The organism is Ktedonobacter sp. SOSP1-52 (genome assembly GCF_016587395.1).
Genome location: NZ_BNJH01000002.1, coordinates 729,854 through 752,847 on the forward strand (window position 1 = coordinate 729,854; position 22,994 = coordinate 752,847).

10 protein-coding genes are annotated in these 22,994 nt (G+C 52.7%); all 10 read left to right on the top strand.

Going from position 1 to position 22,994, the window contains the following annotated elements; genetic code table 11:
• The first annotated feature begins 14 nt into the window (after positions 1-14).
• The 10 genes from JMJ16_RS18850 to drmA all read left to right on the top strand — a co-directional run bounded on the left by JMJ16_RS18850 (position 15) and on the right by drmA (position 22,984).
• On the top strand, positions 15-4,223 hold the full coding sequence (locus tag JMJ16_RS18850; protein ID WP_201383966.1) for a hypothetical protein: 4,209 nt from the start codon (positions 15-17) through the stop codon (positions 4,221-4,223).
• 202 nt (positions 4,224-4,425) lie between these two features.
• On the top strand, positions 4,426-4,878 hold the full coding sequence (locus tag JMJ16_RS18855) for a hypothetical protein (RefSeq protein ID WP_201383968.1): 453 nt from the start codon (positions 4,426-4,428) through the stop codon (positions 4,876-4,878).
• Positions 4,862-5,401, top strand: a complete 540-nt coding sequence (locus tag JMJ16_RS18860; RefSeq protein ID WP_201383970.1) for a hypothetical protein — start codon at positions 4,862-4,864, stop codon at positions 5,399-5,401. Before JMJ16_RS18855 ends, JMJ16_RS18860 begins: the two co-directional genes overlap by 17 nt.
• A gap of 29 nt (positions 5,402-5,430) precedes the next feature.
• Positions 5,431-8,040 (top strand): Hsp70 family protein, encoded by a 2,610-nt coding sequence (locus tag JMJ16_RS18865; protein ID WP_201383972.1) that lies wholly within the window; start codon positions 5,431-5,433, stop codon positions 8,038-8,040.
• Positions 8,041-8,118: 78 nt separating this feature from the next.
• Positions 8,119-8,532, top strand: a complete 414-nt coding sequence (locus tag JMJ16_RS18870; protein WP_201383974.1) for a tetratricopeptide repeat protein — start codon at positions 8,119-8,121, stop codon at positions 8,530-8,532.
• Between the two features lie 518 nt (positions 8,533-9,050).
• On the top strand, positions 9,051-12,254 hold the full coding sequence (gene drmD, locus JMJ16_RS18875; protein WP_201383975.1) for a DISARM system SNF2-like helicase DrmD: 3,204 nt from the start codon (positions 9,051-9,053) through the stop codon (positions 12,252-12,254).
• 12 nt (positions 12,255-12,266) lie between these two features.
• Positions 12,267-16,079, top strand: coding sequence for an Eco57I restriction-modification methylase domain-containing protein (locus JMJ16_RS18880; protein ID WP_201383977.1), 3,813 nt, complete (start codon positions 12,267-12,269; stop codon positions 16,077-16,079).
• 77 nt (positions 16,080-16,156) lie between these two features.
• On the top strand, positions 16,157-16,492 hold the full coding sequence (locus JMJ16_RS18885; RefSeq protein WP_201383979.1) for a hypothetical protein: 336 nt from the start codon (positions 16,157-16,159) through the stop codon (positions 16,490-16,492).
• Positions 16,493-16,689: 197 nt separating this feature from the next.
• Positions 16,690-18,807 carry a UvrD-helicase domain-containing protein gene (locus tag JMJ16_RS18890; protein WP_201383981.1) on the top strand — a complete coding sequence of 706 codons (2,118 nt, stop codon included), beginning with the start codon at positions 16,690-16,692 and terminating at the stop codon, positions 18,805-18,807.
• A gap of 334 nt (positions 18,808-19,141) precedes the next feature.
• Positions 19,142-22,984 (top strand): DISARM system helicase DrmA, encoded by a 3,843-nt coding sequence (drmA, locus tag JMJ16_RS18895; RefSeq protein WP_201383983.1) that lies wholly within the window; start codon positions 19,142-19,144, stop codon positions 22,982-22,984.
• The last annotated feature ends 10 nt before the right edge of the window (positions 22,985-22,994 follow it).

Consider the following 22,994-nt stretch of genomic DNA (forward strand, 5'->3'; position numbering starts at 1 on the left):
AAGAGGTTCTCATCGTGATCCCCAAGCCCACATTTCTGGATCGCTTCTCAAAAATGGGACGCCTAAAGCAACAATTGACGCACGCACAAACAGTGCAAGATGTACAAATGAGCATCGTTGAACTTCGCCATATCCAGCAGCAATTGCAAGAAGACCCTAAAAATCTCGCCAATTTATGGCTGCCCTTCTTAGAGATATTTCTGGATAAAAGCAGGGTTCGGGCATTAACCGAGAACGACCTACAGAATATTGAAGCAATGGGAATGCAATTGCTAAATGATCCAGTGGAGAACCTGGATACGGGTAATATGTGGAGCCTTATCGTACAGGCTTACAACGTAAGAGAAGAAAAACGTCTGGCTCGCGATCTTTTGACTCGCATGTATCATACCTCATCGCTGAAAGAGGAATGGAGGGTGTGGGCTGTCCGCACCCTTGCCCAATACGGAGCCAAGGGCGATGATCATGTAAAGATATACATTGATTATCTCGCCCGCATATCAGAACCGACTCAGGAAAGATCCATGTGCTCTCTATTAGAGCAGAGCTGTGCTGTTGACTTTGAATCGGATGACATACATATTAAGCGCGCAGGAGAAATAGCTGAATATGTGCTGCGAGTCGCTCTTCCAATAAAAGGAGCACACAACGCTTTTGCACTTTATGCACTCCTGATTGAACACAATCAGACAAAAGCTATTGAGCACTTTACAATAGTACTCAATAGCGATACACGTAACTTTACTGCACTCCGCGGTCTATTAGCAGCATGGATACAGGCAGATGAATATCAAAAAGTAGTAGCATATATTCATGACAAGCAAACACTGAAGTATGAAAATGACTCAATTGTACATGCCTTGTTCAAACTGAGCAGTATCATGCGCTGGCTCACTTCTATTGACGATCCGTCTCCTTTAGAAGACGATCTACCAGACCATTCTCTCCTAAAGCATATACGCAGATATATTGGAGACAAAATAGACGCTATACTCGGGCGGCTTTACCTTGTTCAAGGGAAAGCACAGCAGGCCGCAGAACTCCTGCATACATATGCATCAAAACACACCATTACACGATTAGAATATCGCTATTATGTGGCATGGGCGTATCTTCTACTTAACGAGAAAAATATGCTTGCAACATATTTTCATCACTACGAAAAATGGCCAAGCCAATGGACAATAGCCTGCCTCGTACTTGACGCAACCCCTTCGAACAGAGAAAGAAATGATCTTCGCAAGTATTTAGAAGAGAGGTCAACATCGTATCACCTCTATGGTTCAATTATAAAGGCTCGCCTCGCCTTAATTGATACCATAACCCCACTAGATATAGAGTGGGAACCTGGTGTTGGATCACCTGAGGAAGATATCGAAGCTTTTCGTACTGTTTTAGGCTACGCTCTTGTTGCAAAGGATTTTAAGAAAGCCAAACAACTCATCATAAAACCACTATTCCGACGTTTGCCACTTCCAGATCAACTTATGTGGACTGGTCTGCTCTTATTACTCACAGGCGAAGACTTCAAGAATGGATGCAGACATCTAGAAGCGGCAGCACACCAATATGGATATAAACGTGCAGCATTGGTTCTCTCCGCGTATTTTCTCGAACAGCATAAAGTTGCTGAAGCCAAGCGACTCCTCCCGAGCCAAATGGAAGGCTCATACAACAAAACGGCAATTCTTCAGGCTTACATTCGTGGGAGCGAAGGACACATAGACGCTACGATTTCCCAGATCAAAAATTTTGTAAATCAAGATGAACCCAGTATTCACTTCCTTCTAGGCAATCTCTATTTCCAACAAAGAAAATATGCGCTTGCCACACAAAACTTCACAAAAGCATTAAATAATCCGCAACACTTTCATCCACATGATTGTAGAGCACTCGCACGATGTGCAGAGTTTCTCGCATCCCCATCTTCATCCGTTGATGTATGGCAAGAAGTTAAGGATCTCAGCAATCTTGAACGCCAACCAATGTTAGTCTGGTCCAGTTTTTTGGCTCTTGTATGGCATCATCGCCCTGCGGAGCTCGCAATTCTTCTCAAACAGAGTTCCTATCTGCAAAAACACTTTGAGCAACTATCAGAAAAAGCAGCAATAGCGGTCACCCTGGCATTACTACCTATTTGCCGAGGAGTCGAAGATATAGTACAGGCAAATGACTTGATCAATTTCTTGAAAAAGATTTCACAATGGATCAGCTACCCTGCAGTTCAGCATTTATGCCAGATAGGCATCACTACAGCTCTGTATACTGTATGTACACAAGCTCAAGCTCAAGAAAAATACTGGGAACGAATCCAACAGTACATGGCATCCCAATCTATTATGAATCCAGCGAATGGCTCACTTGCGTTGCTCATCACATATACCTACATGACAAAGAAATACTTTGAAAATGCCATCGTAACTTTACGAAAAGTTCAGCCATTAGATGAGCACGAGCAATATATGTGTTCGGCTTTAGCTAGGCTGCTAGAAAATGAAGGACAAGCATTACATAAAATAGCTTCACTTATCTCTAATCCAGGGAGATCGTGCATCTTCGTATACGATCTTATCATGACAATTGCAGCGTTTATTACTGGCAATTTTGTACAGGGGTATCAGACATTTCTCAAACTGCTAGGCTCTTATCCCATCGAAACAGAGGCAGTTGTAAAAATAGAGCGTATATTCCCTTATCTCTGCGTTTATGTACCAAAAGAAAAAATCAGGCAACTCCAGTTAATACAAATGGCACAAAGATTATTTTCACAATGTGAAGATAAAGAGCTACTAGAAAGAGCAGCTCGTGCTATGACGTTAGTTGTAGAAGGAGACCAAGCTTGCCAGCTATTACAAAAAGCAATACAAGATCGGGGAACACGCCAAACTGCATTGCAACAAACATTAGTAGATCTCCTCTGTTTTACCGCAATAAAGGCATATAACCAGGAAAAGATCTCTACTGCCATACACAAACTCCAAGAAGCCTCTCGATGGGAAAACAAAACAGAGTCAAAAGAGATATTGAGTCAACTTGTCCACCAACTAGAGTCGCGTGTTCTCGCAGATCGCTTCCTTACAGCACAATTTCCTCAAAATAAGGTTAGACACATAACACCTGGGCGATATCACTGCTTAGAAGAGATTATTGAGCGAAAAGCGGCTCTTAGGAAAGCATTGAGGTCCAAGGATGAGTTCAATATAAAATCTGCATGGGGACACGTTGTTCAGCAATATCAAAGAGACTCTCGTTTTCTTCATATTCGCGCTCTCATCTATAAAGAGATGGTCTTACAGGATATACAGGCTATGCATGCGATTAGTGTGAATACGCCGCTTATCAGCACAATTTTATGGATACTTCTACTTTGTACAGAGGAGTTTTGGGCCTATTTTGCCAAAAATCGTATAGCTAGCAAAGAGAGAGAACGGGTAACGCTCGATGAAGTGCTACAAGAGCAGTTGTTTCTTGATGCTCTGGATACAATCCTCTCTCATCATAGCACCGAGGCACATAGTGCATTCAAGCAGCATAACTATTCAAGTGCAAAAATGCATTTAGATTGCCTGGATCTATGTTGCCAGGGGGATGAGAAACTTATTCAAACCCTCAGAGGGCGAAAAATCCCGTTTGATTCACCACGAGATCAACGACGACTAAAGCAAGCAATCACTCAAGCAGAAATGCTTCTAAATGAATGGTGTACGGCCCTCATTCAGGAGGCAAAGAATATACTAAAGAACCCAGAAGTAATTAAAACCCTCCCATCAGGAATCCCACTGAACTATGAAGGTGGAATTCAGGTTTTAGAGCCATTCATTCGCTTAGACATTCCAGTGACACGCATCCTGACCTTATGCCTTGAGTGGTACAACGAGTGGTGCATCAAATTATCCTGGAGAAATGAATTCAAGCGGATTCAAGGACTCACATTGCAGGCGCAAGACATTGCCAATCGCCTCGCTCAACTGGCGAAAAAAGGTCAGGATTATAAACCTGAAAATCAGGTTCTTGCATGGCACTTCTTTTGGCAAGGCGAGATAGCAATTCACATAGAAGAAAAGAAGAACAAATACAAAGAGGCGTTACTATGGAATTCAACTTTTAGAAATGCACAAGACAGACTCAAGCAATTACTAGAAGATGATGATGACGCTATTGTCTCAGATGATGAAGAGGAAGATTTTGACTTCTCTGCATATGAAAATGAAGGCGACTACTAGTAGGAGGGAGCGAAACATGAGAATAAAGACACAAACACAAAATTTAATATACGATGTATTAACTGCGGAAGAAGCACAATTCTTGCTCGTAGCGCAAACCAAAAACGAAAGAGGAACCAAATTCACATAAATGCATAGCACTTTTTGACAGGCAAAACTATTAATAGCTGTATCGAACATATGAAAGGATATTCATTCCTCAATGGAAGCAAAAGAAAATTCCAACCCCTTTCACATACTTCGTTTACCAACGACTGCGACTAATAGGGAAATTGTTGAACGAAGTCAGGAATTCTACGATCTTGCTGAAACTGATGAACAAAGAGAGTATTACCGCTGGGCGAAAGAGCAGTTGCTCACTAATCCTGTATTACGGCTGAAATATGAATTATTTGAAATGCCTGATACTCAGTATGAAGATGAAGAATGGGGGGACTTTGTCAGAAAATACAAGCGACATCCAGTACGTCGAGATGCTCTTCTCAAAGAACTACCTCCACTCAACGCGCAGGATTTTGATATCGCAGCATTATTACATATGCTTCTCCAAGACTTACTTGCAGTACCTGAAGCAGATATTTCTGTAGCAATTGAGGAAGCTCCCAAATCAGAGATGAGTTCACCATTGGAGGCAGTTCATGTCATATTTGGATAAATTAATCGACTGGGGCACATTCAGGAAAAGAGATGCTCCCATTAAAGTAGACATACAGTCGCCTCAAGCAGAGATCACCACACTCATAAGAAAACAACAATTATCTCTTTCTCAAGAGATCCAGAGAACGGACCGGATGCGGAATGATCTGGTCAACATACTAGCACAGCAGATGGTCTTCGTTGCCCAACTAGAAAAAGTGCTTGAACGCAACCAACCAAAAGAAGACTCGATCCGGACATTCTATAAATTTTATAGATCTGTAAATATTATCAAGAAACAAATGCTTGAAGCACTGCAAAAAGCCGGTTTTGATAACGTTGACCTACAAGAAAAAACATTTGATGAGGTTGCAGATATGGTAGAGGTGGATGGCTGGCGCCACAGCAGTCAGTTTACAGGAGAGGTTGTCGCGGAAGTGACAGCACCGGCAGTATGCTACCAGGGACATCTTATACGGCAAGGCATTGTCATCATGGGTGCTCCTCTCGAGCAAGAGGCATCTATACAAGAAGAAGTATAAAGCTTGTCTAAAAGGAGACAAAAAGAAAGATGGTCAAACAAATTATCAGCAAAGCGGTAGGTATTGATCTAGGCACCACCAATAGCGTTGTTGCTTTGATGAATGAGCATGACACAGAGATTATCATACATAGCGATGCAAAGAGAGAAACCACGCCAAGCTGTGTCTGGAAGGATCGGAAAACTGGGGAGATCGTTGTGGGGCGCAGAGCAGTAATGCGTATCGGCAGTTCTCCAGAACCTATCAAGTCAATTAAGCGCAAAATGGGGACGCAGGAAAAGGTTCGACTTACCAACGAAGACAGAACGCCGGAAGAGATTTCTTCTTTCATTCTGGCAGAAATGAAACGACAAATTGAAGAGGACGTTGCAAAGCTAGCGACCAACTCCACAGAATGGATAGTAGATAGAGCAATTATCACAGTGCCTGCTTATTTTGATCAGCCTCAGATCGATGCCACACGTAAAGCAGGAGAGATGGCAGGACTTCAAGTCCTCGAACTTCTTCATGAGCCAACTGCCGCTGCATGCCACTATTGTTGGGAGACCAACACACAAAATGGTATTTTCCTTGTGTATGACCTTGGAGGAGGGACATTTGATGTCTCCATATTGCGTTGTACGGAAGGGGAGTTCGAAGTATTAGCTATCAATGGCAATACACAGCTTGGCGGAGATGATTTCGATACAGTACTAGCAGAAGAGATACTTGAACGTTTAATTCGCGAAGGTTACGATCTGAATCTTGACCGCCAAGATCCCGCGGACCAAGAACGCATTGCCAAGCTCAAGCGCCTCGCTGAAGGTGTAAAGATCGCGCTTTCTACAGCTACAGAAACAACACTGCGCAGCACAACAGATTTACAGGATAAATCTGGCGAGTGGGTCGACATCGATATGGAATTTGAACGCCAGGATGTGGAAAAGATCGTCAAACCGATGATTGAGAGATCGTTTGGTTATCTCCACGAAGCGCTAGAACAGGCTCAACAAAAAGCTGGTGTGACGCTGGCAGATATTGACGCAATCATCCTTGCAGGTGGATCAACACATATTCCTCTTGTACGTGAAATGATAAAGCAGAATTTCTGCGCTGACCCTACAGTAAGAGAGAAGCGTGCCAAATGTAGCGAACCAGTTTACAAGAAAGTAGATACCATCGTTGCACTGGGTGCAGCCATTCGTGCAGCAGCCACAGGCGGATTAGCCGTATATAACCCGGAGAAGACAGTACGCGTCTCGTTTCGGGGAATGAGCGCAACAGGAGCCAGGCAAACTCATATTGCTGGGACCATAGAAGCGCTTACACCTGAACTTAATCTAGAAAAAGGGCTAATACGTCTTAGTGTACCGGATCTTCACTATGAAGATGAGCAAGAACTAAAGAAGAATGGGAACTTCGGCTTTACACGCGTCCGGTTGCAACCAGCTGATAGAAACCTCTTAAACTTTACCATCTACGACTCCTATGGCACCTCAATTGCCACGATAGAGCGATTCATCTATCAGAGCGAGGAAGCGCTACGCCCAACAGGAGGTTCTGCCGGTACAGCAATAGCGCCCAAAGAAATTCGCTTAGATGTCAACCATAATGGAAAGGTAGAGTCAAAAATCCTTATCGAGGCACTAGGAACCTTACCAGTAAGCAAAACACATACAGATCTCTTTATTCCTGAAAACGCAGATACTATTCGCCTGCCAATTTATCAGAAGAACAAAAAGATCCAGGAAATACATTTGCCAAATTCATACACAGCGTCAAAAAGTAATACAGCTGAAATTACTGTAACTATGGATAAACTGTCACATATTACAGTCAAAGGAAGAATTGGAAGTGAGGTATTCGAGCTAGAGGTGACATTACTTCCACCCGACCAGCTACCTACTGATGAAGAAGTACAAGCACTGGATACACAATTTCTCAGCGGGATTACGTCACTCCCAGCTAACCAGCGCCACCTTATAAGCGCAAAATATCGACATGCCAAAAAAGGTTACGAGGATGCTCTAAAACGAGAAGATGAAGGGCAGTGTATCCATGAATACGAAGAGATGAAAGAGATAGTAACCAGTATGGCAAGGCATCAGGTTAGTCTGAAGCCTGACAAATCCGAATTTGATTCCCTTGGTGCATCTTGTATTCAACTCAATATGCAATTACGCGCATTTAGTGGGCAGCTGCCTAAATCGTACAATTACAGTGAACTCGCCACGACAATTAATGAGCATCGTTCGCAAGGTGAAAAGGCCTTTAACGCAAATGATCAAATAGCATATTCTGAATCATTTAATATGCTAGAATCCATTAAAGGATACCTCAGCAATCTTTTATGGGAAGTGAATAGCGCAACAGATACAAGAACGGAGTCCGAAAAAGCCAAAGACTATAGCACGTATGCAGCGAAGCAGGCGGCAGACCTTGAGCAACTTGCCCAGTCACAGGGTCATACACAACTACAAAAGCAACTTCAACAGATACAGCAACAGTTAGAGGGAATAACAAAATCTGTTCAATACGATCCCCAAGGGGTATCGCAAAAAGCCATCCAAAGTTTGAATCAACTAGAGCAGATCCAGAATATACTCAAGAGTTCAACCGAGCCAACAGATACGCAAGGTCTTTTGGAATATCGCGGCTAATACGATAGAAGTAACAAAAAATATACAGGCACGGATGGCATATATACCATTCGTGCCTGTACAGGAAGGGGCATATAAATGCAGATCATTTGTCCTGCAGAGAACTGCCGAACAGCCAATGACCCAGATGCGGAGAAATGTATACATTGCGGTACACGAATTAAAGAATATATACATATAATCACGCACCAAGCACAATTGTTTAATGAAGGTGTTACCTACGCCCACAAAGGAGATTTAAGCCGAGCCCGTGACTTATTTGCAGCAGTAGTTTACTGGTATCCCCAAGATATAGAAGCTCGTGCCGCCCTGGCAATGGCTTGCATATCTGTAGGAGATCTAAAAGAAGCGTATCGCCATTGGGAACTCATTTTGGAACAGGCTCCAGAAAACACACTTGCCCAGCAAAATATAGTGGTACTCAGGCGATGTTTAAAACGAAAAAGACCTATAAAAAACCGAAAAGTTTCCATAAAACAATTCGCTAAATAAGCTGAAGATTATACAAGAAGGGATGGGGCTGAGTAGAGACCATATATGGGAACCCATCCCCAATGCAATTTTTGCCTACCATTGAAAAGACTTCTCGATAATAACTATCCGCACTAGCTCAAATCTGGAAAGTCACTCCAAATCTTCAGTCAATTCAGAAATTGATGAGTACGTATATAGATTTTCCATGCGAGGCGTTGTATAATAGCTCTTGCTCAATACTTGAGAAATGTGCCAATTTCTCTCTTCTTCTTTATAGGGTGATAAGTCTTTTATAGCTTGATAAATCCTTTATTTTCTTTCTTCCTTTCTTTGCTTGTTATGATAGACAGTTTCTCTTAAAATATTTGTTGTGGCGTGCTGGTGCGCCTCTTAAGGCACGTTGATGTGCTCGCTATACAGTACCTGTGACCTTGCATAGGAACCTCCTCCTATGTGAGTGCGCACTTCAATAGCACATCACGCCCGCACCCATACGCACTCTTTGCCTGGATGTGGCTAGAAAGAGATGAACGCTCGTGGGTTCTACCTTTGCTCTTCCTGAACCCGGTCAACTGGTGGCGGTCCGTCATCGCCGTTACGTGGTTGTTGATATCGCGCAAAATCCCCTCCCACCCGATATCCATTCTACACGCTCGCTGACATCCAGGCAGCACCTGGTGACGCTCTCCTCAGTGGAAGACGACGCGTTGGGCGAGGAGCTTCAGGTGATCTGGGAGATTGAGCCGGGAGCCCAGCCCTTCGATGGGGCGGCCCTGCCTGAGCCAACCGGCTTCGATACGCCCGAGCGCCTCGATACCTTCCTGAACGCGGTGCGCTGGGGCGCGGCCTCTAGCGCGGATGTGCAGGCTATCCAGGCTCCCTTCCGCAGCGGCATCCAGCTTGAGGACTACCAGCTCGATCCCGTGGCCCGCGCGATTGAGATGCCACGCGTTAATCTCTTGATCGCGGACGATGTTGGCCTGGGTAAGACGATTGAGGCGGGCCTGGTCATTCAGGAGCTGATTATTCGCCACCGCGCTCGCCGCGTGCTGATCGTCTGTCCCGCTTCGCTCCAGGTACAGTGGCGCGACCAGATGCGCGATAAGTTTGGCCTGGAGTTCCGCATCGTCGATAGCAAGCTGGTAAGCGAGCTGCGCCGTGAGCGTGGTCCCCATGTTAATCCCTGGAGCCACTTCCCACGCTTGATTACGTCGGTAGACTATTTGAAGCGCGAGCGCCCGCTGCGCCTCTTTAGCGAGACCCTGCCCCGCGAAGGCGAGTCGCTTTATCCGCGCAAGTATGACCTGCTGATCGTGGATGAGGCCCATAACGTGGCGCCCTCGGGTCGCGGCAAGTACGCCACCGATTCGCAGAAGACGCAGGCCCTGCGCCGTATCGCGCCTCACTTTGAGCATAAACTCTTCCTCTCGGCGACGCCGCACAATGGCTACCGCGAGAGTTTCTCCGCGCTGCTTGAGTTGCTGGATAACCAGCGCTTCGCGCGTGGCGTCAATCCCAATCAGAGGCAGCTTGAGACCATTATGGTGCGCCGCCTGAAGTCGGAGATGAAGGATTGGGATGGAGGCGCACGCTTCCCTAAACGCGAGATCGCCGATATTCCCGTCTCCTATACGCAGCAGGAGCGTGAGATCCATCGCGCCCTGCGTGAGTATAGCCGCCATCGCGAGAGACAGGCCCGCGAGAAGGGCGATAACACCTCGCTCTACGCCGTGGACTTTGTGACGACGCTGCTCAAGAAGCGTCTCTTCTCCTCGCCCATGGCCTTCCTCTCGACGCTGGAGAAGCATATCGAATCCTTGACGACGCCCAGGCGCCACGCCAGCGTGACGCGTCGTCCCAGCGTGGGCATCCTGCGCGGCAAGCTGGAGCAGATTGAGCAGGAGCATGACGATGAGGAAGAGCTCTACGATGCGACGGCTGAGGCGCTGGAGGCGACCGCTCCCCTCTTCGAGGCCCCCAATGCGCAGGACCTGGCCCAGCTTGAGCAGATGCGCGCCTGGGCCGAGCAGGCCAGCCAGCGCAGCGATAGCAAGGCTCAGGAGCTGGTCAAGTGGCTCCAGGCACATATCAAGCCAGGTGGGAAGTGGTCGCGTGAGCGCGTGATTATCTTTACCGAGTATCGCGATACACAGAAATGGCTCTTTGAGCTACTGACGCGCGAGGGCTTTACCGAGAAGGGACCCGATGGCGAGTCACGCACCCTCCTGCTCTATGGCGGGATGGATATGAAGGATCGTGAAGAGGTCAAGGCAGCCTTCCAGGCTGATCCAGATGATGCCTCGGTCCGCATCCTGCTGGCGACCGATGCCGCCTCTGAAGGTATCGATCTCCAGAACTATTGCTCGCGCCTGATCCACTATGAGATTCCCTGGAATCCCAATCGCCTGGAGCAGCGCAACGGTCGCGTGGATCGCCATGGTCAGCGCGCTCCCCAGGTCGATATCTATCACTTTGTAAGCAGCACCTATCAACAAACGCAGTACTGGCAAGAGAAGGATCAGCTGGATGCCGATCTCTCCTTCCTCTGGACCGCTGTCAAGAAGATCAACCAGATCCGCGAGGACCTGGGCAGCGTCGGTCCTGTGATCGCCGACCAGGTCGAGAAGGCCATGCTCAGAGGCTCCATAGGAAGGACATTGGACACTAGAGAGGCCGAGGCCAATACGCCCTCCAAACGTCTGCAAGCCTTCAAACAGCGCGAGCGCGATAAGATGCAGCAGCGCATCCACCAGCTACATCAGCAGCTTCTGGATGGTAAGCGTGAGCTGCACATGGAGCCGCGCAACATCCAGTCAGTGGTGGAGATCGCCCTGCAATTGGCCAAACTGCCACCACTGCAAAAGCGTCAACTGGTAGATCCGCATGGCAAGCGGCCGACTATTGAGGTCTACGATGTGCCTGAGCTGGGTGGAAGCTGGGCGCGCTGTAAGGAGGGCCTGGAGCATCCTCACACCCATCAGGAGCGCCCCATCGTCTTCGATCACGCTCTAGCCTATGGGCGTGATGATGTCGTGCTGGCCCACCTCAACCATCGCCTCGTCACCATGTCCCTGCGCCTCTTGCGCGCCGAGATCTGGTCCGGCGGCGGACAGGGCGGCCTGCATCGCGTGACGGCCCGCACGCTGACCCCCAATGTCAGTAATACGCCCATCGTGGTGGCCTACGCCCGCCTGCTTATCCTGGGCAGCGATAACCAGCGCCTGCACGAGGAGCTGATCGTTACTGGTGGGCGTATTCACGAGGGCCATTTTGAGGTGTTGGGCGAAGAGGAGCTTAGCCGCGTCCTGGCCTCTGTCCAGCCCAACCCGGCTCCAGAGCGCCAGCAGAGCAGAATTACACATAGCTGGCCCGGGCTGCGCGCCCCTGTCACGCAGGCCCTGGAAAAACAGATGCGTGCACGCACAAAATTGCTCAACAAAAAATTAAACGACCGAGCGTTAAAAGAGCAGCGCGACATTACGACCATCCTCAAGGAACTTCAGAAGAGCATCCTGAACGAGCTGCGCCAGCCCGAAGAGGGACCGCAACAGCTCACGCTCTTCAACAGCGAGGAGCGCCAGCAGTACGATCACGACCTGCGCGCTCTCGAAGCACGCGCCCAGCAGATCGACGAGGAGATCGAAGAAGAGGTCAAGCGCATCCAGCAGCGCTACGCGTACCCACAGCCCCGCCTCTTCCCCGTCGCCCTCATGTTCCTCTTCCCGCCCTCGGGCTGGTAGAAAGGCCCACCTATGTCCAACGATAAAAGCACCGCCCGCCAGCACGCCAACTGGCTGGCCTTGATCGATATTTCCGGTCCCTTTGTCAGCATGCCCGTTTTGCTGAAATATTTCCCGCAGGGCCTGGACCTCCAGGGCGACGAGGCCGAGCTGCGCCGCCGCGTGCGTCTGGCCTATGAAGAGTGGGCCGATAACCAGGGCGGCACGCGCCCAGATCCCGCCATCCATACCCAGTGGCTGCGCTTCGTGCTGGAAGAGGTTCTCTCGATGGACGAGCAGGCCATCCTCGAAGGGCAGGCCATCTCCGCCGATCTCAGCTATACCTCGAAAGAATATGGCGAGACCATCCGCCCGGATATGGTCATTCGCTCCCCTTTTGAGCCAAAGCCGCGCGTGCTGGTCCAGCTCTATCCCCCCTCCCAGGACCTGGAGAAGGCCGTTACGTTCACCAACTGGAAGGTCTCGCCCGCCACGCGTATGATGGAGATGCTACGAGAGAAGGGTGTGCGCCTGGGCCTGGTGACCAATGGCCGCTTCTGGATGCTCGTCGATGCCCCCGAGCAGGAGACGACGGGCTACTATACCTGGGACGCCACCCTCTGGACCGAGGAGCCCTTGACCCTGCGTGCCTTCCATAGCCTGCTGGGCACGGAACGCTTCTTCAACGTGCCCGAGGATCAGACCATCGAGACCCTGCTGACCGAGAGCGCGCAGAAGCAGCAGGAGGTCACCGACCAGCTCGGCGAGCAGGTGCGCCGCGCCGTCGAGATGCTGGTGCATACCCTCGACCGCATCGACAAGGACCAGGGGCGTCAGCTCCTCACGGGCGTTACGGAGAAAGAGCTCTACGAGGCCGCCCTGACGGTCATGATGCGCCTGGTCTTCCTCCTCTCAGCCGAGGAGCGCAACCTGCTCTGCCTGGGCGAGGCCCTCTATGACCAGAACTATGCTGTCTCGACGATGATCAAGCAGTTGCGCGAGCAGGCCGATCAGCAGACCGAGGAGGTGCTGGGCCTGCGCCACGATGCCTGGTGCCGCCTGCTGGCCCTCTTCCGCATCGTATATGGCGGCGTGGAGCATCCCGACCTGAGCCTCCCCGCCTATGGTGGGCGCCTCTTCGATCCCGACCGCTTCCCCTTCCTGGAGGGTCGCGCCAGACAGACCAACTGGCGCGAGACTCCCGCCAATCCCCTGCGCATCGATAACCGCACCGTGCTCTACCTGCTCAACGCCCTGCAATACCTGCAAGTGCGCATTCCCGGTGGCGGGACCGAGCCACGCCGCCTCTCCTTCCGTGGCCTGGATATCGAGCAGATCGGCCACGTCTACGAGGGCCTGCTCGACCATACCGCCCGCCGCGCTCCACACCCCATCCTCGGCCTGCAAGGCGCCTCCGACCTTGAGCCCGAGGTCAGCCTGGACGAGCTTGAGGCCCAGGCTCGCAAGGGAGAGGCCGCGCTTCTTGAATGGCTACAGGAAAACACAAAGCGCTCAAAGGTGGCGCTCCAGAAGAGCCTCGCCGTGACACTGGAGAAGCAGGAGGCACGCAGCCGCCTGATGGAGGCCTGCGATAACAAGCAGGAGCTCTTTGAGCGCGTGCTTCCCTTTGTGGGCCTGCTGCGCAAGGATAGCTTTGACAGCTATGTCATCGTTACGCCCGGCTCCGTGTATGTAACAAAGGGCAGTGACCGCCGCTCCACCGGCACGCACTATACGCCGCGCAGCCTGACCGAGCCTATCGTCAAGCATACTCTCGATCCCCTGGTCTATGTCGGACCCGCCGAGGGCCTGCCCGAGGAGCAGTGGAGGCTGCGCGGCGCCGCCGAGATCCTCGACCTCAAGATTTGCGACTTCGCCATGGGTTCGGGAGCTTTCCTCGTACAGGCCTGCCGCTACCTGGCCGATAAGCTCGTCCTGGCCTGGGAGCACACCGAGCAGCAGCAACAAGCCACGGACGCCAGCGTACAGCCCATCCTTACCGGACCCGAGGGCCGGGCCTCGCGAGGCATCCCCAGTGAAGAACTGCTCCCCCTCGATCCCGAGGAGCGCCTGGCCTACGCCCGCCGCCTCATCGCCGAACGCTGCATCTACGGCGTCGACAAGAACCCCATGGCCGTGGAGATGGCCAAACTCTCGCTCTGGCTCATTACCCTTGCTCGCCACAAGCCCTTCACCTTCCTCGACCACAACCTGCGCTCCGGCGACACTCTGCTAGGTGCTACTGAAAGACAGATCTTCAACTGGTCACTTGCTGCTCAGTCTGGAGACACCTCACAGGGCATGTTTGTTCGCGCGGGTATCGATGTTGCCATTGAGAACGCCCGCCGCCTACGCCAGCAAATCCGCTCACTGCAAAGCAACGCAATTGACCAGATCGAAGAGAAGGCGCGAAAACTCAAAGAGGCTGATGAGGCGCTCGACGTGGTCAAACTTGGCGCGGATATGCTCGTTGGTATCACTTTGCAGGATACCAAACGTCGCCAGAGTATTGAACAGGGCGATCTAGGTCTACACTACTTCGCCCTCGTACAGGGTTTTGCCGAGGCTCAACAGCAGCGCTTTACCGCTCAGGGGTGGCAACCTATTCTCGCAGAATACAAACGACTCAGAGCCGAAGCAAATGCTCTGCTCAATAAACGTACTCCCTTCCACTGGGACCTCCAATTCCCCGAAGTCTTTGCAGGATCAGAGCAAGATCGCGGCTTCTCGGCTATTGTGAGTAATCCGCCATTCCAGGGAGGGAAAAAGATTACTGGAGCATTAGGTATAGAATATCGCAACTACCTAGTCGAATATTTAGGAAATAAAAAAACAGGGGTCGCAGATCTGTGCGCTTATTTCTTTTTACGTGCAACTAACCTGCTTAAGCAAGAAGGTATGGCTTCACTCATTGCCACCAATACTATTGCTCAGGGAGATACAAGGGAAGTAGGTTTAGATCAGATAGTAGCAGAAGGTTGGAGCATTCCTCGTGCAATTTCTAGCCGCAAATGGCCGGGGGAAGCCAATTTAGAAATTGCTCAAGTCTGGCTTAGAAAAGGAAAATGGCACAATACTTACATGTTAAATGATGTACCAGTCATAGGCATCACTCCTTTTCTCGCAATACCTGGTAGAGCTCTCGGAAATCCCTATAGACTCATATCTAACGCAAAAAAATCCTTTCAGGGTTCTGTTGTCTTAGGCACAGGTTTTATCTTAGCACCAGAAGAGGCTCAAGCACTTATCAACGAAGACCCACGTGCTCAAGAAGTACTCTTTCCTTTCCTTAACGGTGAAGATCTTAATTCACGCCCAGATCAATCTCCAAGTCGCTGGGTGATAAACTTTTATGACTGGCCCCTTGAAAAAGCAGAAACCTACCAAAATTGCTTGCGAATCATACGTGAACGAGTAAAGCCTGAAAGAGACAAACTTGGACATAAAGCAGATGCCTCAGCTAGAGGGTATGCCAAGTTTTGGTGGCAATATGCACGAAAAGGTATAGACCTCTACTCCACCATCGCAAACATGAAGCGAGTGTTGGTAGTTCCTAGAGTATCGAAATATTGTCTTTGCAACTGGGAACCACTAGGTATAGTATATTCTGATGCAACTGCTGTCATTGCAGCAGAGTCCGATGCTTACTTTACTCTCATTCAATGTACGTTCCACAGTGATTGGACACGAGTCAACGGCTCAAGCATGAGGAACGATCAGCGCTACACTCCCTCTGACTGCTTTGAGACCTTCCCATTCCCTCCAAGCATGGAAAGCCTCAAGGACATCGGCGAACTCTACTACAACCATCGTCAGGCCATCATGCAGGAGCGGCAGGAGGGCTAACCAAGACCTATAACCGCTTCCACAATCCCGACGAGCATGATCCCGCCATTGTGAAGCTACGCGAGCTGCATAAGGAGATGGACGAGGCAGTGGCTCGGGCCTATGGCTGGGAGGATCTTAAGCTGGAGCACGGCTTCCACGAGACGAAGCAAGGCCTGCGCTACACCATCAGTGAGGCGGCGCGGCGCGAGGTGCTGGACCGCCTGCTCCTGCTGAACCACCAGCGCCACGAGGAGGAGGTGCAGGCGGGATTATTCGAGAAGGGTTCCAAGGCCAACGGCAAGGGCCGAGCGAAGAAAAAGGCTGGGGGCGAGCTTCCTGCTGCGCCTGAGCCTGGCGAAGCCATCGCGCCAGAGGGCACGCGCCAGCCAAAGCTCTTTGGCGAAGATGCCGACCAGCTCAAGCTTTTCTGATGACGTGGGCACCCCGCCCATGCAGGAGGGGAAAGGTAGTGCTTGTAAACGGCGCACCTACCTTTCCCCTCCTGCATGGGCGGGGCATTCCAGGGAAGTGAGGGTAGGTGCGCCGTTTACAAGCACTACCCGATCTGGAACGCGATGCAACCACTACCCGATCTGGAATCAACCATAGAGAAAAGGACTCTCTTATCATGGCTACACAACGCCAGTTTCTGCTGAAGCCCGCGCTTCTCAATGATATTTTGGCCCTGCCGCATAAGGAGATGCACCAGGTGATGGAGAAGATCTCCGCCCTGGTGGCAAACCCGGAGCCGGAGGGCAAGGTTAAGATGCGCTTCAAGAAGTATTGGAAGCTGGGCATCAAGCTTTATCGCCTGCGCTCGGGGCGCTTCCGCATCTTCTATACCTATAATGAGCATAGCGTGAGCATCTGTACCATACGCATGCGCGACGCCAATACTTATGAGGATGAGGTCGAGCTGGACGATGAGGAGTTGACGCCCGAGGAGCTGGCGGATCTGGGTGTTGATCCCCAGGCCCTGGCCAACGCGCAGCGCGAGCGCTACCAATGGCAGGAGGCCCACGATCCCGAGGACCCACCCTTCCCCGAGCCAGTCACAGTCGAGCTCCTCCAGCGCCTGCGTATCCCGCCCGCCTTCCACGCGCGTCTGCTGCGCCTCAAGAGCAGGCAGCAGCTCTGGGAGTGTCCCGGCCTCGATGAAGATACCATTCTTCGGCTTGACCAATTCATGTTCGAGGCTCCCCTGCTGGATGTCATCAGCCAGCCCGATCTCGTGGGCCATAAGGTCGACGACCTGCTGCGCTATAAAGAGGGCGAGCTGCTGGACTTCCTGCTCAAGCTCTCGCCTGAGCAGGAACCCTACGCCCGCTGGTCGCTCAACGCCGCGGGTCCGGCCCTGGTCAAGGGTGGTCCCGGCACGGGCAAGAGCACCATAGCGCTCTACCGCGTCCAGTCGCTCCTCCAGCAGCTTTTGCGCCAGAAGGGGCAGGCCGCGCCGCGCATCCTCTTCACCACCTATACCAACGCCCTGATCAACTCCTCCTCCGAGCTGCTGCGCCAGCTCCTGGGCGAGGATGCGCGCTTTGTGACCGTCCAGACCGCCGATAAGCTGATCAGCCAGGTCCTGCACGAGTGCCAGCAGCAGCGCCCGGTCCTCAGCAACGATGAGCTAAACAAGCTTACGCGCCGCGCCGTCGAAGAGGCCACCTTCGAGGGGAACCTGCTCCAGCAGCAGGCGCAGAAGCAGACCCTCACGCGCATGGGCCTGAGCTACCTGCTGGAAGAGCTGACCACTATCATCGTCGCACGCCAGCTCACGACCCTGGAGGCCTACCTGGCCGCGCCCCGCACCGGGCGTAAACTCCGCCTCAACGCCACCCAGCGCAAAGCCGTCTGGCGGGTCTACCAGCGCTGGTGCGCCCTGATCGAGAAGAGCGGCAAGGAGACCTGGCAGCAGCGCCACGCCCGCGCCGAACAGCTCGTCGAGCAAAGCCGTCTCCACGAGCGCTTTGACGCCGTAGTCATCGACGAGGCTCAGGACCTTGATCCCTGCGCCCTGCGCCTGCTCGTCAAGCTCAGCAAGGCCGCGAATCGTATATTTATTACCGCCGATGCCAATCAGTCGATCTATGGCAGCGGCTTCACTTGGAGTGATGTTCACCAGGATCTCAGGTTCCAGGGCCGTACCAGCATCCTGCACGCTAACTATCGCTCGACGCAGGAGATCGGCGAGGCCGCCAACGCCTACCTGACCTTCGGCGCGCTGGAGCCGGTCGAAGCCGAGCGCCGCTACGTCAACAACGGCCCCATGCCCGATGTGCGCGCCGTGCTCAACGGTCATCACGAGGTGCAGCTCCTCGCCAGTTTCTTCAGGAAGGCCAGCCTCAACCTGCGCCTGACCCTAGGAGCGTGCGCCGTGCTCGTCCCCAGCGAGAAGGCCGGGCGGGCTATAGCCGATGGCCTCAACGCCCAGAACCTGGAGGCCTGCTATATGAGCGGGCAGGAGCTCAACCTGGCCCGCCCCGGCATCAAGGTCCTGACGCTCAAGTCCGCCAAGGGCCTGGAGTTTCCCATCGTGGCCCTGTCCGGTTTCCTGGGCAGCGTCTATCCGGCTATCCCAGAGAACGCCTCCACCGATGAACGCGCGGAGATCCTGGGCAAGGAGCGCCGCACCATATACGTGGGCATGACCCGCGCCATGCGCGCCCTCCTCGTCATCACACCCGTCGAACGCGACAACGAACTGCTCATCGGCTTCGAGCCCACCTACTGGAACCTGAGCAGCTAACCCTGACCGGAGCCGAGTCCTTTGACAAGAGAACACATGAAGTAATAGCATGTGCATTAGCAGTATAGAATGATTAGGGGCTTGGAATGCCCTGATTCGGTATATACCAGCTTTAGCGCGTCCGAACGCCATTTACGGCAGTTCGGCGCAAGCCAAAAATCTTTAACAAACGACCATGCTTCCAATGTAGTGCGGTTGAAACGTTTCGGGCTGCGCCCACAGGCGATTAATCGCCTTCGGACGCGGTAAACCGGGTCCCTACCGGTCTTTAAGACCGTCGGACGCGGTAAGCTGAGCCCTGAGATAGCGCCACCAGACATAAAGGACGAATGCAGTGGAAATCATCCAGCTCTCTGAAGAACTCTCGGAACACGAACTGAGCCGACTCAATGAGCGCCTGAGCGCAGGAGAGATACGCCTCGATTGGGGCAACGTCGCGTCCGGCGTTCGTGCTGAGACGCTCATACCCCTGCTCCAGGGACTGAGCCTCGATGAGCACTCTGAGTTTCTCGGCATCGATACTGTTCCCGAGTCCCTGGTACCCATTATCCTTGACGCCTTCACGCTGCTTCCCGACCTCGATGGTGCGGAACCTGCGCCCACGCTCACGCGCCAGCCCGCCCTTCCCGCGCCCGAGGTCTGGCGACCTGAGCAATCCGAGAGCAGCGAGGAGAACACATACGAAGAAGAGGCACCCATCCGGCCAGTTGTCCAGCCCGACGCTGACAGCACTGTGATCATTGATAAGTCCGTGCTCTCCTCCGCCTTGCCTACACAATACGAGGTACGGGACGAGATGGTGGATATGGTCTTGCGAGACCTGTTGGGACCAGCCGGTGGTTCTGAGGAAGAGATCAAGGAGTCGCGCGTTCGCGACCGCTACCTTGTCGGTGCCCTGGCCCCCGATAAGCTACAGACCTTTCCCGAGGAGTTGGATGAGCTGGGTGGAGTCGAAGATCCGGGTGAAGAAGGAGACGAGGCCAATGAAGTCATCCAGGCAAAATCCCTCCTGCCTTCCTCCATTGGTATGAGCTTTAGCGTCGATCTTAGCGCGCGCGCCATTCTGGTCACAGCTCGCTGGGGCCAATATATGCGTGGAGAGAGCGCCTTAAGTCAGGAAAGCGAAAAACCGGTCTGGGTCTGGAAGCGCCAGCCGCGTGGCGGAGATGCTCGCCTCTTGCCGCTACGCGATGGTCCTATTGAGGCCTGGCGACCCGATGCAGAGCAGGATAAGGTCTTTGTCAAAGGTGTGATGCACCGGGGAAGCAAGAACTGGACAGTGACCCTCTTTCTCATCAATGGTCAAGAGGAGCCGACCACGCGCCGCGACACGGCCTGGATCTTCCAGCCGGAACTCATCGTTGAAGCTCCCGAAGGGCGCCCGATCTTTCAGCAACGTGACACTGACCACCGCTATGCCACTGAAGAAAGCGAGGCCATGGCGATGTTGTACCGTCACCATGTCAGCTTCGCCGTTGGCCATGGCGTGAGCGTCCATGCCGAGACGCTAGACGGCGACCCAACATGCGCCATCCGCCTGGCAACCACCTTTATCCCCAGCTATGATATTCCCCAGACCGAGCCGCCCAGCACCAACGAAATACCCACACTCTCGGGACTCGAGCTAGATATGTTCCAGCTCGCGGAAACGCCCCTTGAGGAACTACCGCAGAAGCTGGCTCCCCTGGTCACGGCCTACGCCCAGTGGATTGATGAGCAGGAACAACGCATCACCGATCCCCTCCAGAGGTTGGAAGGCTATGAAGGCCCGGCCTCGAAAGCCCTGAACAATTGCCGCCAGACTCTGACACGTATTCAAGCGGGCATCGATATGATTGCCACACGCACAGACGCCGCGCAGGCATTTTCTTTCATGAACCGCGCCATGTGGCTACAACGTATCCGCTCGATCTTCTCAGCGGTGAAACGCAGTAGCGGCAACGAGAAGCTCACACCAAACGACTTTAATGCACCGCAGAACCGCTCCTGGCGCGTCTTCCAGCTGGCCTTTATCCTGCTGAACCTACCCGCGCTCACGGATCTCCAGCATCCTGACCGCAGCAGTGAAGCCAGCGCGATCGCCGATCTGCTCTGGTTTCCCACCGGTGGCGGTAAAACCGAGGCCTACCTCGGCCTGACCGCCTATACCCTCGCCATCCGTCGTCTGCAAGGCACTGTTGAAGGCCACTCCGGTATGGATGGAATCGCTGTCATCATGCGCTATACCCTGCGCCTGCTCACATTACAGCAGTTCCAACGTGCCGCTGCCCTTATCTGCGCCTGTGAGACACAGCGCCGGATCAATCCTGAGATCTGGGGCACGACGCCGTTCCGCCTCGGGCTCTGGGTCGGCTATAACTCCACCCCCAACACTACCGAGCAGAGTGCACAGGCCTGCGCGGAAGATCGCGGACAATATAACGGCGCGGGTGGAAGTGGTAGCCCTCGTCAGCTCACGCACTGCCCCTGGTGCGGCTCTCCCATCGAGGCGGGCAAGAACATCTTCGTCGAGAAATATAACGAGGGCCGCGGTCGCACCCTCATCTACTGTGGAAGCGCCTTTGGCCAATGCCCTTTTAGCTATAAACAGTCACCCAAAGAAGGCTTGCCTGTCCTGGTCGTCGACGAAGAGATCTATCGTTTGCTCCCCTCCCTACTTATCGCGACCGTCGACAAGTTCGCGCAGCTCCCCTGGAAGGGCGAGACCCAGATGCTCTTTGGCCGGGTGAATAAATATTGTCCGCGCCACGGCTTCCGCTCCCCCAGCCTGGAGGATAGCGATAGCCATCCCAAAAATACAAAAAAGAGCCTGGAGGCTGTCAGATCTATCGATCACGCGCCACTACGTCCCCCCGACCTGATTATTCAGGACGAACTCCACCTCATCTCTGGTCCACTCGGGACGCTGGTTGGACTCTATGAGAATGCCATTGACTATCTCTCTACCTGGGAGGTAGATGGGAAATCCGTGCGCCCCAAGGTCATCGCCGCCACCGCGACCATCAGGCGTGCCAGCGAACAAGTTCGGTCGCTCTATATGCGCGAGGTCAACATCTTCCCACCTCAGGGACTGGATATCGAGGACAACTTCTTCTCGCGCCAGCGCCAGCCTTCGCCAGAGAAGCCAGGGCGTCGCTACCTGGGCATTTGCGCCAATGGCCGCCGTATTAAGGCCGCGCACATCCGCGTTTACCTGGCGCTTCTCTCGGCAGCTCAGACCCTCTTCGAGAAATATGGTGGCCTCGTCGATCCCTGGATGACCCTGGTCGGCTACTTTAACGCCATTAAAGACCTGGGAGGCATGCGTCGCCTGGTCGAGGATGATATTACCTCTCTGCTACGAGAAACCGAGAAACGTGGCCTGAAGAGACGTAAGAGTCCCAGTGTCGAAGAGCTGACCTCGCGCAAGAACTCCAGTGAAATTCCCGAGGTCTTGAACCGCCTGGAGAAACGATTTGGTAGTGATGGCTCAGGCAAGCCCATTGATATCCTGCTCGCCACCAATATGATCTCAGTCGGCGTCGACGTCAGCCGCCTGGGCTTGATGGCCGTGAGTGGCCAACCCAAGACAACCGCCGAATATATTCAGGCAACCAGCCGCGTCGGCCGTAATACCCCTGGTCTGGTATGCGTCGTCTACTACTGGAACCGGCCCCGCGATCTCTCACACTATGAGCAATTCGAACACTATCACGCCACCTTCTATCAGCAAGTCGAAGCCATATCCGTCACGCCCTTCGCGCCCCGCGCCCTTGACCGCGGGCTTGCCGCCTTGCTCACCAGCCTGGTGCGCCTGCAAGGACCCGATTTTAACGCGAACATTTCCGCAGGTAAGGTAGAGGAACAAGAGGAGATCCTGAACCAGGCTATCGACTACATCTACTCACGGGCCAGAGAAATCTCTGAAGACGCTGAAATTGTTGATCATCTCCTCGAAAGTCTGGAGAAGCTGAAAAGTTATTGGATCAAGCGCAGTCAGGCCCCCAGCCTGGGCTATGAGACAGAGAGAAATGGTATTACGCAGGGCTTACTTAAGCATCCCAAACGCGGCTACTGGGAGCCTTTCACCTGCCTCAACTCACTCCGTGATGTCGAGCCAACGGTGAACCTGGTCCTCGATGAGAACAGTCTGGGCGAACTGCTCCCAGCGACTCCCCAGCCAGAAGCAGCAAACTAGAAGAGGCATA